We start from the raw sequence: 15995 nt of genomic DNA on the forward strand, positions 1-15995 counted from the left end.
AAATCGTAATGATAAATATAATTAATGTCAAGTTTTATGACACTATATAGTTACCGTGACGAAATATCGGTATGCCATGCTAAAAAAACATAAAAAGCCTCCCTTCCATAGATTCATCTACTTCGGGGAAGCTCAATATATTGTCGTTTACTCTTTTTCAACAAATTCAAATTCGAAGTCAGCTATGCGGATCGTTTGACCGTCGACAGCACCGCGGCTGCGCAGCTCTTTATCGATCCCCATATTGCGTAAAATCCGTGCAAAACGCATAACGCCATCATGCGTGCTGAAGTTCGTCCGCTTGATCAGCCGCTCGATCGAAGGGCTTTCCACGACGAACACATCGTTGTCCCGCGTAATCGTGAAGTCTTGTTCCTCACGCTTCTCTAAGCGGTACACTTTGCGCTCTTCAACCTCAGCAACTTCTTCCAATTCCGGCGCATCCGGGATGCTGTCCAGAACGTCTGCGATCTTATAGAGCAACTCCTGGATACCGCCGCGTGTCAAAGCCGAGATCGGATAAATCGTCACTTCGCGGCCGTCTTCCGCCAGCTGCTCCTTGAACAAGGTCAGGTTGTCCTCCGCATCCGGCATGTCCATCTTGTTGGCCACCACGATCTGCGGGCGCTGCTCCAGCTTCGCATTGTACAGCTTGATTTCCTCATTGATCTTGAGGAAATCTTCATAAGGATCGCGGCCGTCTGTGGCAGACATGTCCACGACGTGCACGATCACCCGCGTCCGCTCCACGTGACGCAGGAATTCATGGCCGAGCCCTACGCCTTCATGGGCGCCCTCAATCAACCCCGGCAGGTCCGCCATCACGAAGCTGCGGCCCTCGCCGACATCCACGACCCCAAGGTTCGGGGTGAGGGTCGTGAAGTGGTACGCCGCGATCTTCGGTTTCGCGGCGGATACCACCGATAACAGCGTGGATTTGCCCACGCTGGGGAAACCGACAAGGCCGACGTCGGCCATCACTTTCAGCTCCAGCGTCACCCAGCGCTCCTGCCCTTCTTCGCCGTTCTCGGCGATTTCGGGCGCGGTGTTCTGGGTGGTGGCGAAGCGAATGTTCCCGCGGCCTCCGCGGCCGCCTTTGGCCACAACCACTTCCTGACCATGGCGCACCAGGTCAGCGACAACTTCCTGCGTGTCGTCATCGACAACGGTCGTGCCCGGTGGGACACGCACGATCATGTCGTCAGCATTCGCGCCGTGCTGTGACTTATTGCGGCCCTTCTCACCGCGGTCCGCCTTAAAATGCTTCTGATAGCGGAAATCCATCAGCGTCCGCAATCCCTCGTCAACACGGAACACGACGTCGCCGCCATTGCCGCCGTCACCGCCGGCCGGTCCACCTTCCGGTACGTATTTCTCACGCCGGAATGCCACGAGACCGTCGCCGCCGTCGCCGCCTTTTACAAATATTTTCGCTTTATCTACAAACATACTTACACCTCAGTAAAAAGAGACTTTAGCCGCCTGCGGCTAATAGACCTCGATGTGATCGAAAGGGCAGCCGTATCGTCACGACCGCTTCCTCGTCTTGCCAATCCTGCTGATCGAGCGAAACATCCTTCGACTCACTCAGCGCTTCTCGTACAGCCACTTCCATTCCAGCCTGATCATACGGACCTTGATAGGCAAAGTCAAGCAGCAGAGCCTCCTCTTGCACATCGAAGGCCAAGCTCAACACACCATGCTCATCACCGTTACCCGCCGCGTATTGCTCAAATAGCCCCAGCATTTTACGCACCAAGCTCTCGACGAGCCCTTCGCGTAAAGAAAGCTGACCCAGATTGACCTCTTGGTCCAGCTCCACTTCCAGCTGAAGCAATTTGGACTTTACCCGAAACGAAATGATAAATGCAATCAAAGACGGAATCCCCAGCTTGGACAAATTGCTTTCCTGCTGCATATTCTCTTTTATTTTTTCCATATATGGCCGTAAATTATCAAATTTCTTCAGCTGAATATAACCGAAAAAAATTTGCATATCGTTCATCCAATCATGACGCAGCCGATTTACGATATGCAGCACATTCACCACGTGCCGCTGCTCCTCAAGCTGGAGTTTCTCACTCCACAACTCTTGCACCCTGCTGGCTTCCAACTTAAAAGCGGTATAACCCAAGAGTACGATAATCAAGATCAAGGCCAGCCTGATTACCCATGGATCCACAAACATCAAACCCGTCAATCCGATCAGCACGAGTACCAAAAGATAAACTTGTACACTGCCCGTTTGCTTCATTGCCGCTTCGCTCCGTTCTCGCCTGCATGATAACCGTTCCTACAGTATAGCATGTCAGATGGGAAATTTCACCAAGGACTTCTAAATTATGTATAAAAAGAAAAACCCCAGCGAACTTATCGCTCGCCGGGGATTGCTTCTTAAACTTCTACAGCAGCAGCTACAGGAGCTACATCAACTGGGTATACGCTCACTTTTTTGCGATCGCGACCCCAACGTTCGAACTTCACTACGCCTTGTACCAAAGCGAACAGTGTATCGTCCGAACCGATGCCGACATTGTTTCCTGGGTGAATTTTCGTTCCGCGTTGACGAACGAGAATGCTGCCCGCAGTAACCGTTTGACCGTCTGCACGCTTCACGCCAAGGCGCTTCGCGATGCTATCACGACCGTTCTTTGTGGAACCCACTCCCTTTTTGGAAGCGAATAACTGAAGATTCAATTGCAACATGGTGTCATCCTCCTTTGCGATAAGTAGTTTCAATGGTTATATAGTCACCGTAATTAACTTCAATGGTTTGTAACATGACGAGCATAGATTCGAGAATCAACTGAACCTGACTCCATGTTTCAGCGACAGCTTGCGCTTGCTCTGGAAATGTAACATCCAGCAGCCCGGGCTCCATCTCATGAATCGGAATCACGCCGGTTATAGATTCAATCGAATTGCATGTACCTACGGTAATCGCAGATACCGCCGCGCAGACCAAGTCTTTGCCAGGCACGTCATATTCAGCATGGCCTTCCACCACAAAAGATGAAATTTGAGGTGAATCCAATGAGAGCCGTTCTATGGTCACATAGATCATAGGACTTGTCTCTTACGCTTGGATTTTCTCAACGACAACTTTCGTGTACGGTTGACGATGACCTTGCTTTTTGTGGTAGTTCTTTTTAGGTTTGTATTTGTATACGATAACCTTCGCGCCTTTGCCGTGTTTTTCCACTTTCGCGGAAACAGCAGCACCAGCAACCAATGGAGCACCTACAACCAGACCGCTCTCTTTGGAAACTGCAAGCACGCGATCAAAAGAAACAACTTCACCTTCAGCTGCGTTCAATTTCTCGATGTACAGAACATCGCCCTCTTGAACTTTGTACTGCTTACCACCTGTTTCAATAATTGCGTACATTCTCATTACCTCCTCATGTCTCAGACTCGCCTTATCCAGGTGACGGCTGGCGTTATGCTTGCCGTTCTTCGACCCGATTCGTGCGGTTACAGCATGCCTAAACAACACACTTCGAGTATTATATCACAAGACATTTACCTATGCAATGCTCTATTTGCGCTTACGAGTCATCTCCAGCAAACCCAGTTTGGTCCAACCGACGATGACTGTTTTGGAGCGGTCTTTGCGCACCGCTTGCGTGATATGATCCATCACGGCGAAACGGTTCACTTCCAGATTCATATCGATAAAATCAACGATAATAATGCCGCGTGTATTACGCAATCGAAGCAGCCGTGGAATTTCAATCGCCGCTTCGCGGTTAATGTCAAACACCGTTTGCTCCAAATCTATGGAGCCCGTATACCTGCCTGTGTTGACATCAATGACCGTCAGCGCCTCGGTTTGGTCGATAACCAGGTAGCCGCCGCTTGGCAGCCATATTTTCCTTCTGAAGCTCCTGCTTAATTCCTCTGTCACGCCAAATTGGTCGAACAAGGGCACCTTGCGGTCGTAATAAACAACCCGCCCCCGCCAGCTTGGGTTCATTCTGCGCAGCAGCTGCTTCATTTCCTCATAGACCTTGGCGTCGTTGATCCAGACTTCCTTGACATCATCCTTGATCACGTCTCTGGCTAGTTTGGGCAGCAGGTCGAGGTCTTGATACAGCTGCGCCGGCGCTTGCATCTCATCCATTTTGGCGCAGGTCGTCGTCCAAACATCTCGCAGATTTTGCAAATCATCGCGGATATCTTCCTCACTTTGACCCACCGCACCCGTGCGGACAATTACGCCCTCGCCAGGCAGCAGCAAGCCCTCAGAGATCATCTTCAGCCTCTGCCGCTCCGCTTCAAGATCAATCTTCCGCGAAATGGCAATATAATCGGCGTCAGGCATGTACACAACCCAGCGGCCCGGAATGGAGACGTGGGTCGTTACCCTCGCGCCCTTCGTTCCTTGCGGGTCTTTGGTCACTTGAACCATCAGGGTCTGGCCGACTTTGATAAGTTCCGTAATCGACGGCTTGATTTTCGGCTGTTTATCCAAATGGACGGGGAGCAGATCATCTATATATAAAAACGCGTTCTTCGATAACCCAATATCGACAAATGCCGCCTGCATTCCGGGAAGCACATTGATGACGCGGCCTTTATAGATGCTGCCAGCTCGCTGTGAATCAAGCGGATACTGCGTATCGTACTCTACAAGCTGACCGTCTTCCAGCAAAGCCGCTTGCGTAAGCTCCGGTGCGCAGTGAATGATGAGCTGCTTCATGCTTTCACCTCTTCAGGTTATTTTACATGAAAAGGTCGGAAACTGCACTTCCTGGTTTTTTCCCTTCCAAATAACCGCTGACCAGCTGCTGTTCAGGCAAAACGGCCTGAATACGGCCCTTTTCGTTGACGACGTAAATCAGATGATATTTTTCGCGCATAAAAAGTTTCACGGTTTCCGCCATGGTCCGCTGCTTCGTGACGACGATCGGTTGCGCCAAAGTGCCTTTACTTAACAGTCGGCTCACTCGCTCCCCGCGCGACATCAAAAAGCGAAAAAAATGATATGGCAGCTGCCGATAGGCATACCAATTCGAAATGAGCAGAAACAGACCGATCACAAGCAAGTTCAGCGGCAAGTGCCCTGCTAGCAATTGCACGATGGCTGCAACGATAACGATAGCGCTCAAGATCATGCTGATCCATGCTGTATACAATATCGTACGATGATACGACAGCACATAGCCCAGCAGGCACTGCATTACTTTGCCGCCGTCAAGCGGCAGTACAGGCAGCAGATTGAAAAGACCAATCATGACATTTGCCTCGACGAAGTAGTTCCACCACTCCGCGTCCCCTAAGCCAAGCCATTGCGCCAGCCATGCGGTGAGAATCATCCACACATGCTGCAGTGGTCCCGCCAACGCTACTATGAGCTCCTCTCCCGTAGGGACCGTGCCCAGCTCCTCGACCACGATGACTCCGCCGAACGGCAGCAGCTGCACCTCGCGCACGCGCCAGCCGAAGCCCTTTGCGGCGGCCAAATGGCCGAGCTCATGAACGAGGACGATCCCGAAGAGCGTGACTGCCTCGAGAAAGTAACCTGTCAAAGCAGAGCCGATCAGGATGAGCGTAAATAAGGGGTGAAAGCGATAGGTCGTACCCGCCCATTTAATCAAAGGAGATCACATCCGTCGGATTGACAGGATGTCCGTCCTTTGTCACCGCAAAATAAAATGTGCCTTTGCCTGCATCTGATTTTGCCGCTTTGCCTACCGCTTCGCCGCGATTGATCCAATCGTTGACTTCCACATGCGCTTCGCTTAACGAGCCATATACAGATTGCAGGCCGTTCGGATGGCGGATAATGATTGTCAGCCCCGTGTCAGGCGCAGTGCCAGCAAATATGACTTGTCCCGTATCAAGCGCATACACCGGTGCTAAGGATGCGGTATTCAAACGAACTCCAAGCTGAGTATCTCCGTTATAGAGCGTTACAATGCTGCCTTTTACTGGCGAAAATAGAGTCCGCTTGTTCGAAGCGCTCACTTTAATCGCATCCTCCCCGCCCCGGTTCTCAAAGCTTGGGATAAAAGAAGGCGATCCCCCGAAGCGGTCAGTGTACCAAGCGGATAGTCCGCTGAAATCATACGATTGTGTCAGCGAAGCGGTGACCCATGCTTTGCCCTTGGTCGCCCATGGATGATCGACATGGAACATGCCGTAGACGGCTGCAAAGAGCACGCAGCTCATCAGCAGCTTGACCACGATCGACTGGCGCGACGGCGGTGAAAAGATGCTGCGCTCTCCATCATCGTCGTAATTGCGTCCATGCAGCGAAGAGTCCATACGCTGCTTGTAGTGCCACGCGAGCTCCGGGTCCTCCTCGATGCGCCGCCTCCAATCCGCATCCGCATGGATCGGCAGCTCTTGCTCAAGCCTTACCGGCATGCGGTGCGGTTGGCTGTTTTGCTGCGCGGGCAGTGGCGAGCTGCCATGGCTAGCATGGCTAGCGTGGCCACTGTAGCCTGCGTCGTGGGACTCGCGCAGATGGCGCAGGCGCTCCAAGCGCCGCTGCTTGATTTTATCTTTAACTTCCATAGAAGTACCCTCCTCCATTCACCCAGCCTTAGCCTTAGTACATCCTATGTGCGGAAGGACAAGATTATGAAGCGGAGGAATAGGCGGATGTTAAAGCTGTGGAGGAGCTTAGGCGCTTCGGGGTCGGTTAAGCGTGTTTGACAGCGCTAACTTTAGCTCCACCGCGCAGCGGCTCACTTTCGCGTTGATAAACACGCGCAAGCCGCGGGTACGCCGCACGCACACAACACAAAAAGGCCGCCTCAAGTCATCATTCGATAACTTGAGGCGGCCTCTCCCCTAGAACAGTTCCGGTTCCCGTTCTTGATGGAGCTTCACGCTCATCACCAAGCCGAGGGACAGCATGTTGATGAGCAAAGATGTACCGCCATAGCTGATGAACGGCAGCGTAATCCCCGTTAAAGGCATAATGCCGATCATCATGCCAACATTTTCAAAAATCTGGAAAACAAACATCGAGACAACGCCGACCACGATATACGCGCCGCTGAGCTGTGTGCTCTGAATCGAGATGAGAATCATCCGATAAATCAGCATAAAGTAGATCAGCAGCAAAATCGCCGAGCCGCGAAACCCGAATTCCTCGCCGACAACAACAAAAATCGAATCCGAGTAGGCAAACGGAATAAAGTTACTATGGACGGATGTCCCTTTGAGATATCCTTCGCCTTCCAGTCCGCCGGAGCCGATGGCTCTAACGGCATTCCGCACCTGGTAATTATCGTCGGCCGACACATCCTGCGGATAGAGGAACGTGTCGATCCTGTCCATCCAGTGGCTGAATCCCTGTTGTTTGAGGATCTCGAACAAGGCATCATGAAAATACTTGTACATTGTCAAGAACAAGTAGCCGGCTCCGGCCACGATAACAATGCTTAGCAGAACATGCGTGTATTTCACGTTGCCGATCCAGATCATGCCGACGAGAATAATGATAAAAATAACTGCATTCCCTAAATCCGGCTGGATCAAGACGAGAATAAACGGCAAAAGCACAGCTGCACCTACAGGAATGACGTCCTTTTTCAGCTGCAGCCGCTCTCCTTCACGCCGAGCCAACAACGCTGTGACACAAATAATCAAAATTAACTTCACCAGCTCGGCCGGCTGGAAGTTCAGCCCCCCAGGGAGCTCGAACCATCCGCGTGCGCCGTGGATTTTCGCCCCGAACAAGTAAACCGCGATCAGCGACACGATACCGAAGCCGTACAGATATGGCGCGATTTTGATAAGAACTCGAAAATCGAACAAACTGCTGCCAAGAAATGCAACTAATCCTACAGCATATAGGACAAGAATTTTGGTAATGCTGATGGAAATGGTCGGATGGTCAACGGAGGCGCTATACACCATCATCGTACTGATGACCATAAAGGCAAACAAAATGACTACGATAGGAATATCAATGTTTTTTAATTTCGCTAACACTGACAAATCATCCTATCCCGATAAACTTTTTCATCCGTTTTACCCAGCCTGTCTTGTCCTCAAGCGGCATGAGCGGCACCGTATCACCCAGAATGCGTCTAGCAATATTCCGATAGGCAATCGCAGCGCGCGAGGACGGATTCATCACCGTCGGCTCGCCTTGATTAGCCGCTTTGATCACATATTCGTCGTCAGGTACAATGCCAAGCAGATCGATTGCCAGCACATTGCAGATCTCATCAATGTCCAGCATTTCGCCCTTCTTCACCATATTCGGACGAATCCGGTTGATCACCAGCTTCGGTGAAGCAATTTTTTCATTTTCCAGCAGTCCAATAATCCGATCCGCGTCGCGCACAGCCGCATTTTCCGGAGTCGTCACAACGACAGCTTTATCCGCGCCGGCCACAGCATTCTTGAAGCCTTGTTCAATCCCGGCCGGGCAGTCAATAATGACGTAGTCAAAATCCTTTTTTAGCTCCAGAATAATCTGCTTGATATCTTCCGGCGAGACCGCATTCTTGTCCTTGGTTTGTGCGGCTGGAAGCAGGTACAGCTCTTCAAACCGCTTATCTTTAATTAAAGCTTGAGTCAACCGGCAGCGGCCTTCGACCACATCGACCAGATCATAAATGATCCGGTTTTCAAGTCCCATCACGACATCCAGATTACGCAATCCGATATCGGTATCCACCATGCATACCTTTTTCCCCAGCAAAGCTAGAGCCGTGCCCAGATTAGCTGAGGTCGTCGTTTTACCGACGCCGCCTTTTCCCGAAGTGACTACGATTGCGTCTCCCATGATTTTTTCACTCCCGTACTTAAAATTATTTGACCTACAAGCTTAGCCCAGCAGCGCTTCGGGTCCAAGGCGATGAAGATGATGCAGCTTATCGATCTCCATCTTGCCTTCTTTGATATAAGCAAACTCCATAAAAGCCTCTTCAATGCCCCACTCATCAGGCGGACGGCTGATAATGCCAGCAATTCTTAGCTGAGTTGGCCGCATATGAGACGCCGCGATAATCGCACTCTCATTGCCGTCCACACCAGCATGCGCCATCCCGCGCAGCGAGCCCATCACATAGATGTTCCCTGTGCAAATGATCGTCCCCCCAGGATTCACATCGCCAAGATAAAGCAGATCCCCTTCATGATGAAGCGTCTGCCCGGAGCGGACCATGCCTTTGAGCGTCGTAATTGATGAGCCTTGCTCGCTACCGCCCTGCTGCGTTTTCAACTCGCTTGTTATCGATTGTATAAGCAAATTACCCTTTTGCCGGATAATCGCTCGGATCTCTTCCTTTTGTTCCTCTGTCACTTCACGGCTGCCTAACTTGACATGGACATGTACGATTGGGCCTGTCAAAATCTGCTGATGCGTCTTCTCCAGCTTGTGCTGAAGCTCCTGCAGCAAAGCTTCCCATTCGCATGCGTCGTTAAGCAAAAACACGAGACCATCTTTGACCCCTTTTATCATCACATGATGCTTTGTAGCAGACATATTTGCATTCTGACCTCCCACCCAACCTATACATTTCGGAATACGTCCCAACTTTTCCTGCTAAAGGCCTGCAAAATTAATCATCCGCACCTGTCGCTGGACTGTGCTTCGCTTCAAGAAGCTTGCGCATAGGCACATAGAACAGCAAGGCAAACAGCAGGTTAAAGAGAACGCTAGGAAGCATGTAGTGAGTCAGCGCAAATTCCCAGTTCACATCAATCAGCTTAAACAACCGGTTAATCCCGTAATTAAGGAATTCAAAGGTCAACAATCCGAGCCCGGTAATCAGCAAATTATAAAAAATGAGATTCGGCTGCCGGCGCTGGGTAAGCCCCGCCAAATAACCGGAGAGCCCCATTCCGAACGAATAGATGCCCAGAATGGAACTGTAGTAATTAAAATCTTGCAAAAGTCCAAAGATAAGCCCGTAAACTAATGCGGAATGACGATGACGAAAAAGTCCGATAAATAAAACAAATACCAGTGTAAAATGCGGCGCCACATAAACTTGCGACTGCCACGATGACGGGATGAGCCAATGCACAATGGTGCCTTGCAGAATCAGCAGCCCAAGAAGAATCAGCCAAGGGTAGTGTCGACTAAACAGATGTCCCACCTCATTTCACTTCCGGGACTTCAACCACAAACACTTCGCGAATATGGCTAAATGTAGCTTTCGGTTTCACCATGACTTTGTAGGTGATGCCGAATTCTCCGGGTCCAATGGAAGAAATCGTGCCCACTTCGATCCCTTTCGGGAATACTTGCCCGAGGCCCGAAGTGATGATGGTGTCCCCGACTTTGAGCGAATCCGCTTGTTCGACTTTGTTCATTACGAGTTCACCCGTCTTGGAATCATAGGATTCAATCATGCCGAAAGGCTCGCTCTCATTGCCTTTAACGGTTACTGCGATCGCTTTGGAATTCGTGTCGGTATCATTGATTTCCGTCAGCAGCTGAACGTTGGAGTGAAAGCCGAACACTTTGCTCACTCGGCCGACCAGTCCGTCAACGGTCATGACGGCCATATTTTCTTTAATACCGTCCGCATCCCCCAAGTTGATGGTGACGGTGCTGTTGTACGGATCCGGATCAATCGTCACGACCTCAGCGATCCGGTACTTGTACACGTTGGCTTGACGCTGCCGCTCGGTAAAGCCAAGCGCTTCCATCAAGCGCTTGTTCTGCGCCTCAAGCTCGTTGAGCCGCTGTGTATCCCGCGCATATTGCGTCAGGGTCAGCTTAAGGGTCTTGTTCTCCTCATAGATAACCCGCAGCTGACGAATGTCTTCAAAGAAACCCGCGATCGAAGCTGCGGGCTTGTAGAACAGGCCTTGGGTCCAGGACACCGAATCTTTAACGAATTTCTCCGGCCATGTCATCGGCGCCCTTGCGCCTAGCGTCAGACCCATCAATATAAAAAAGCAGATCAGGCCGACCATTAAAAAGATCAGCCTCTTATTCCCCATCAATTTGAACAAAATGAACACCTTCTAATCGTGGTTTAACGCTTGTACCTCGTGCTATGACCTGACTTCGTTTTGAACAAATGGATATTCTCGAGCGCCCGGCCGGTGCCGATGGCCACGCAATCAAGCGGGTTGTCGGCGACAAGAACAGGCATGCCGGTTTCTCTGGCCAACAGACGGTCCAGGTTGCGGAGCAAGCCGCCTCCACCGGTCAGCACGATGCCACGGTCCATAATATCCGCTGAAAGCTCCGGCGGACATTTCTCAAGCGTAACCTTGACCGCATCCACAATCGCGTTAACCGTATCAGTCAACGCTTCTGTAATTTCATGCGAAGTCACGCTCATTGTTTTCGGCAGACCGCTCACAAGATCGCGCCCGCGGATTTCCAGCGATTCCGGCTGATCGGTCGGCAGCGCGGAGCCGATCTCCATTTTCAGCGTTTCCGCTGTGCGTTCGCCGATCATCAAATTATAAGTTCTTTTAATATATTGAATGATAGCATCATCCATTTCATCACCGGCAATCCGGATCGAACGGCTGGTTACAATACCGCCGAGCGAAATAACCGCGACTTCTGTTGTGCCTCCCCCGATATCGACCACCATGCTGCCCGTCGGTTCCCAGACGGGCAGATCGGCTCCGATCGCAGCTGCAAACGGCTCTTCAATTGTATAGGCTTCGCGAGCGCCGGCTTGTTTCGTGGCGTCTTCGACCGCTCTTTTCTCTACAGCCGTAATCCCCGAAGGTACGCATACCATAACATTCGGATGCCGCTGGAACAGCAAGCGCTGTTTCTGAGCTTGTCTCAAGAAATAACGAATCATCGTCGATGTCGTCTCAAAGTCGGCGATTACGCCATCTTTCATCGGACGAATCGCGCGGATGTTGCCCGGCGTGCGGCCGATCATTTTTTTAGCGGCATCGCCAACAGCTTCAATCGTTTTTGTATCCGTACGCAGGGCGACCACAGAAGGCTCCCTGACGATAATTCCTCTGCCTTTCACATACACAAGCGTATTAGCTGTACCTAAGTCAATTCCTAAATCTTTCGTAAAACCACCGAACATGGGTGTTGCTCCTTTCATGTTGCGTCTTAACAGTGTCTCTGATCCATATTGGATCATTCGTTTGATTTTATAACGAGCATAAATAATATTATATTACATGTAGCCTTGTTCCTTCAAACTTATGAATTTCTGGTCCCCGATAATGATGTGATCCAGCACCTCAATGCCGATAATCAGGCCTGCTTGAGTAAGGCGCTCTGTCAGTTGAACATCTTCCGGACTTGGCGTCGGATCGCCGCTCGGATGGTTATGTACGCAAATAATCGAAGCGCTGCTGCGTTTAATGGCTGCCCGAAACACTTCCCGGGGATGTACGATGGATGCATTCAAGCTGCCTATCGACAATGTCTCCTGAGCGAGAACATGGTTTTTCGTATTTAAAAACAGGCAGACAAAATGCTCCTTCTGCAAAAAGCGGAGGTCTTCGCTCAAAAGCGCAAACACATCTTTCGGGGAACGAATCGTCGCCCGCTCATTCATTGCCGTTTTGGCCAACCTGCGCCCAAGCTCAATGCCCGCTAAAATTTGCAGCGCTTTGGCATCCCCGATGCCTTTAATCTGAATCAGCTGGTCTCTGCTCATATCGACAAGGCTGTACAGCCCGCCGCTTTCACTCAAAATGCGGCCTGCTAACCGAATTGCAGATTCGGACACCGTCCCCGTCCGCAGGAGGATCGCCAGCAATTCTGCGTTGCTCAGTGCCTCAGGACCATATTTTAACATCCGCTCCCTTGGTCTGTCTTCATTGGGTACCTCTCGAATCATCAGGTCTGCAGCTTCCATGAATTCCCCTCTTTCACACGTTTGTAGGTTATGTTTCTTTTGAATATCCCATTCATTGGAGAATGCTTAAAAGAATGCAACAAAGCCCCCGGTTGTGTAAGATCCGAGGGCTTCTAGGACAAAGATTCCTTATTCGATTGCGTACATTCCGTATCCATGATCCGTCTGAGCATACTGCCAATCGTATGCTGATCAAAATACTTTTCCATCTGTTTCTCAGCTTCTGTAAACACCGTAGCCATGACACGATCCATCTTCGATGCGACCATGCAGGATTCGTTCTCATCCCCTGAGCACCAACTTGGCTTCAGCGATCCATGGCACGTTAACCGGTAAATTTCACCGAGCGTGACTTCGTCGGGGTTGCAGCTCAAGATGAAACCGCCGCCGATGCCTTCTTTCGTTGAAACATAGCCCGCCTTACGGAGGAATCCCATAACCTTGCGGATCCGGGCTGAGTGTGTGGAAACGTTGGCAGCAATTTCTTCACTCGTGGCCATATGATCGGGAAGATGAGTCAGCAATACAAGACTGTGAACGGCTATCGTAAATTCGCTGTTCATGACAAAATGACCTCCCGAATGAATGCGAGCAACGTCGCTTACTGTTATTGTACTCGTTACAGATAATCCAGTCAATGAGCTGGCATCTTGACTTGATAGAAAAGTAGGCTGGGGCTTTCTGGGTGGCATCTATCTTACAACATTAAGTAATCACAGTTGTTCCTAAGAAATAGGCGAAGCAGGCTCCCCCCCCCCCACTCCGCCTTTATGTTAAACCCGCTTCAGCGAACTGATACCGAATCTAAGCAGCATTTGATTCAAAAGATTCAACGGCAGTCCCATAATGCTGTAAAAATCCCCTTCAATCTTTTCAATAAAGACCGCGCCGATTCCCTGCACACCGTACGAACCCGCCTTATCCATAGGCTCGCGTGTCTGGATATAAGCACGAATTTCTTCATCACTCATCGGCCTGAATGTCACCTTGCTGACGGAGTGTCCGACGATGACCGCGGGACGCCCTTCAGGTGACTTGACTTGGATGCGGTAGCGAATCAAATCCCCTATATGTGTTGTGTCATCGGCCCCTGCGTTCCCTTCCTCGCTGCTGCCCGTATCCACACAGGCCACGCCGCTGTAGACCTCATGCGTTTGGCCCTGCAGCATCTTCAGCATCCGGAAGGCGTCGTTCTCGTCCACAGGCTTGCCAAGCACTTCTCCTTGAAAGACGACAACTGTGTCCGATCCGATGATGACACCCTGCTCTGCAGTACCTTTCAGCATGTCCCGCACCGTAGTCGCTTTCCGCATCGACAGAAGCTCCACAAGCTCTGCTGGCGTAATTTTCTGCTCAACGGTCTCATCTGCATCACTGACACGAATGATATAAGGTAATCCAAGCGATTGGATCAGCTCCTGCCTGCGCGGCGAAGATGAAGCAAGAATAAGCTTTGGAAGTTCAGTATGGCTCAAAGATAACAGCTCCTAACATGTTTATCTGACATTTTCGTTGTCTCATTCCCATTATAGCTTCCGGTACAAAAAAAATGCGCCTACAAGTCCCAAAATACTGCACAAGTTCAATCTCACCTGAAAGTGAAGCTCGTACTTCAGCACTTGTAAATCGGCTTTAGGCTCCCAAGTGATTTGTGCGGATTTCGTTAAAAAAGCGAGAGCAGGCACTGGGGCCAACAGTTGGCCGATAATGATACCGGTAATAAGCCCGACGATTAAAAAAATGATCAATGTGACGGTACCTTTTTTCATTGCTGCCATCCTCTCTATTATGTACAAGCCTATTATACTTGCATCTCCTTATATTTACCATGACGAATGAGCGGCATTGCTGTATCTTACCTGCTTACACAGCGAGCTGATCCTAGTAAGATAGTTACTGGAGGTATTGCCCAACATGAATCTACTAAAAAAGCTCGTCGTCCTGTCATCTTTATTCTCGGTGGCTTTTCCTTATCAAGCTTTTGCGTACAAAGTGGTTGTCGACGCCGGACATGGCGGATATGACTCCGGCGCCATCGGGGTGAACGGCTTGCAAGAAAAAGATGTCAATCTGGACATCGCAACGAAACTGAAGGACGAGCTTGTTCGCAGAGGCTACGATGTCTTTATGACAAGAACGGACGACCGCTTCTGGTCTCTGGCCGAACGCGTCCAAATGACCAATGAACAAAAAGCGGATTTCTTCGTGTCCATCCACGCGAACTCCACTTCCAGTTCCAAAATGAACGGTTCGATGGTGTTGTACTATGACAATGCTTATCCCCAAGAAGATTATCCTGCCAGCGATACGATGAAAATTATGACACCTTATAGCAAGGATCTTGCACAGCATGTTCAGGACTCCTTGGTCGCCGCTGCGGGGACGGCTGACCTTGGCCTTGTGCCAAGTGCGGTATACGTAGCCAGGATGGGGACCATTCCCAGCATCTTGGTCGAGACCGCCTTCTTGAGCAACAGCAGCGAGGCGGCCAAGCTCGCCGATGATGCGGTGCGTACGAACATGGCGCTCGGCATTGAACGCGGCATTGAAGCTTTTGTGCCGCCTGTGTTCGTCGACACGGTCGGACACTGGGCTAGAGAAGCCATCCTGCGGATGAAAAACAAAGGATGGATCGAAGGCATCGGGAACCGGTATGAGCCCGAGCGCGCATTAACAAGAGCCGAGTTTTTGACGCTGATGGACCGGGTGTTTACGTTCAGCAAGCTGAATCCGGCTAACAGTTCGAGCGCGGCGAGCAGTGTAACCGGCTCCGTCTATGGCAGCACCGGCAATGGATCCTACAAGGACTTGCCTGCCAACCATTGGGCGATTAAGGTCTTTAATGACGCCAAAGGTCTGAACTTGCTGCAAGGCTACGAGGATGGGACAATCCGGCCGAATCAGCCGGTAACAAGAGGCGAGGTTGCCGTTATTTTTGACCGCTTGCTGCGCTTGAAGCAAGCGCAAGCTGAGGCGGCCCTTGCAGTGAAGAACGCAAGTTTTAGCGATGTGCCGGCCACTTTATGGAGTGCCAATGCGATCTATGCGCTGAAAAGCCAAGACATCATTAACGGGATCACGGATACCGAATTCAAACCGGGACAGTCGATTACACGCGCGGAAATCGCTGCCATGGTGGACCGCTACGCAGCCAAATAAAAAGCAGACTCATCTCCAGATTCGAACATCTGAACTGCACCAAATTTGTTAGACACGACT

Annotated in this window: 19 protein-coding genes and 1 other annotated feature; of the genes, 1 reads left to right on the forward strand and 18 read right to left on the reverse strand. The window is 50.7% G+C overall.

Features of this window, described 5'->3' with window-relative positions; translation table 11 throughout:
* Window positions 1-147: 147 nt before the first annotated feature.
* From obgE to O9139_RS05585, 18 genes are all read right to left on the reverse strand, one after another.
* On the reverse strand, window positions 148-1449 hold the full coding sequence (gene obgE, locus O9139_RS05500; RefSeq protein ID WP_270878445.1) for a GTPase ObgE: 1302 nt from the start codon (window positions 1447-1449) through the stop codon (window positions 148-150).
* Between the two features lie 25 nt (window positions 1450-1474).
* The gene (locus O9139_RS05505; RefSeq protein WP_270878446.1) at window positions 1475-2254 is read right to left on the reverse strand and encodes a Spo0B domain-containing protein; all 780 of its coding nucleotides are present in this window, start codon (window positions 2252-2254) and stop codon (window positions 1475-1477) included.
* 140 nt (window positions 2255-2394) lie between these two features.
* Window positions 2395-2706: a 50S ribosomal protein L27 gene (rpmA, locus tag O9139_RS05510; protein WP_270878447.1), complete on the reverse strand. Its 312-nt coding sequence runs from the start codon at window positions 2704-2706 to the stop codon at window positions 2395-2397.
* A gap of 4 nt (window positions 2707-2710) precedes the next feature.
* On the reverse strand, window positions 2711-3064 hold the full coding sequence (locus O9139_RS05515; RefSeq protein ID WP_270878448.1) for a ribosomal-processing cysteine protease Prp: 354 nt from the start codon (window positions 3062-3064) through the stop codon (window positions 2711-2713).
* Between the two features lie 12 nt (window positions 3065-3076).
* The gene (gene rplU / locus O9139_RS05520; protein ID WP_270878449.1) at window positions 3077-3388 is read right to left on the reverse strand and encodes a 50S ribosomal protein L21; all 312 of its coding nucleotides are present in this window, start codon (window positions 3386-3388) and stop codon (window positions 3077-3079) included.
* 12 nt (window positions 3389-3400) lie between these two features.
* Window positions 3401-3486 (reverse strand) — a sequence feature (ribosomal protein L21 leader region).
* A 52-nt stretch (window positions 3487-3538) separates the two neighbouring features.
* Window positions 3539-4702 carry an Rne/Rng family ribonuclease gene (locus O9139_RS05525; protein ID WP_270878450.1) on the reverse strand — a complete coding sequence of 388 codons (1164 nt, stop codon included), beginning with the start codon at window positions 4700-4702 and terminating at the stop codon, window positions 3539-3541.
* Window positions 4703-4724: 22 nt separating this feature from the next.
* Window positions 4725-5600: a M50 family metallopeptidase gene (locus O9139_RS05530; RefSeq protein WP_270878451.1), complete on the reverse strand. Its 876-nt coding sequence runs from the start codon at window positions 5598-5600 to the stop codon at window positions 4725-4727.
* Window positions 5593-6522 carry a M23 family metallopeptidase gene (locus tag O9139_RS05535; protein WP_270878452.1) on the reverse strand — a complete coding sequence of 310 codons (930 nt, stop codon included), beginning with the start codon at window positions 6520-6522 and terminating at the stop codon, window positions 5593-5595. Before O9139_RS05535 ends, O9139_RS05530 begins: the two co-directional genes overlap by 8 nt.
* Window positions 6523-6801: 279 nt before the next feature.
* Entirely contained in the window at window positions 6802-7950 is a 1149-nt protein-coding gene (locus tag O9139_RS05540) for an FtsW/RodA/SpoVE family cell cycle protein (RefSeq protein WP_270878453.1), read from the reverse strand.
* Between the two features lie 7 nt (window positions 7951-7957).
* Window positions 7958-8752, reverse strand: coding sequence for a septum site-determining protein MinD (minD, locus tag O9139_RS05545; RefSeq protein ID WP_270878454.1), 795 nt, complete (start codon window positions 8750-8752; stop codon window positions 7958-7960).
* A gap of 42 nt (window positions 8753-8794) precedes the next feature.
* A complete protein-coding gene (gene minC, locus O9139_RS05550; RefSeq protein ID WP_270878455.1) occupies window positions 8795-9454 on the reverse strand; it encodes a septum site-determining protein MinC in 660 nt (219 codons plus the stop codon).
* Between the two features lie 76 nt (window positions 9455-9530).
* A complete protein-coding gene (gene mreD, locus O9139_RS05555; RefSeq protein WP_270878456.1) occupies window positions 9531-10070 on the reverse strand; it encodes a rod shape-determining protein MreD in 540 nt (179 codons plus the stop codon).
* A 1-nt stretch (window position 10071) separates the two neighbouring features.
* On the reverse strand, window positions 10072-10944 hold the full coding sequence (gene mreC, locus O9139_RS05560; protein WP_333742456.1) for a rod shape-determining protein MreC: 873 nt from the start codon (window positions 10942-10944) through the stop codon (window positions 10072-10074).
* A gap of 14 nt (window positions 10945-10958) precedes the next feature.
* The gene (locus O9139_RS05565; RefSeq protein ID WP_270878458.1) at window positions 10959-11993 is read right to left on the reverse strand and encodes a rod shape-determining protein; all 1035 of its coding nucleotides are present in this window, start codon (window positions 11991-11993) and stop codon (window positions 10959-10961) included.
* A gap of 93 nt (window positions 11994-12086) precedes the next feature.
* Entirely contained in the window at window positions 12087-12776 is a 690-nt protein-coding gene (gene radC / locus O9139_RS05570; RefSeq protein ID WP_270878459.1) for a RadC family protein, read from the reverse strand.
* A gap of 113 nt (window positions 12777-12889) precedes the next feature.
* Window positions 12890-13339: an RrF2 family transcriptional regulator gene (locus O9139_RS05575; RefSeq protein ID WP_270878460.1), complete on the reverse strand. Its 450-nt coding sequence runs from the start codon at window positions 13337-13339 to the stop codon at window positions 12890-12892.
* 210 nt (window positions 13340-13549) lie between these two features.
* On the reverse strand, window positions 13550-14251 hold the full coding sequence (locus O9139_RS05580) for a Maf family protein (RefSeq protein WP_270878461.1): 702 nt from the start codon (window positions 14249-14251) through the stop codon (window positions 13550-13552).
* 51 nt (window positions 14252-14302) lie between these two features.
* A complete protein-coding gene (locus tag O9139_RS05585) occupies window positions 14303-14545 on the reverse strand; it encodes a DUF4321 domain-containing protein (RefSeq protein ID WP_270878462.1) in 243 nt (80 codons plus the stop codon).
* A 145-nt stretch (window positions 14546-14690) separates the two neighbouring features.
* Between O9139_RS05585 and O9139_RS05590 the strand changes: the two genes are divergently transcribed.
* Entirely contained in the window at window positions 14691-15935 is a 1245-nt protein-coding gene (locus O9139_RS05590; RefSeq protein ID WP_270878463.1) for an N-acetylmuramoyl-L-alanine amidase, read from the forward strand.
* Window positions 15936-15995: the final 60 nt, after the last annotated feature.

Origin of the sequence: Paenibacillus aestuarii, from assembly GCF_027789125.1 — a bacterium.
GTDB lineage: Bacteria > Bacillota > Bacilli > Paenibacillales > NBRC-103111 > Paenibacillus_E > Paenibacillus_E aestuarii.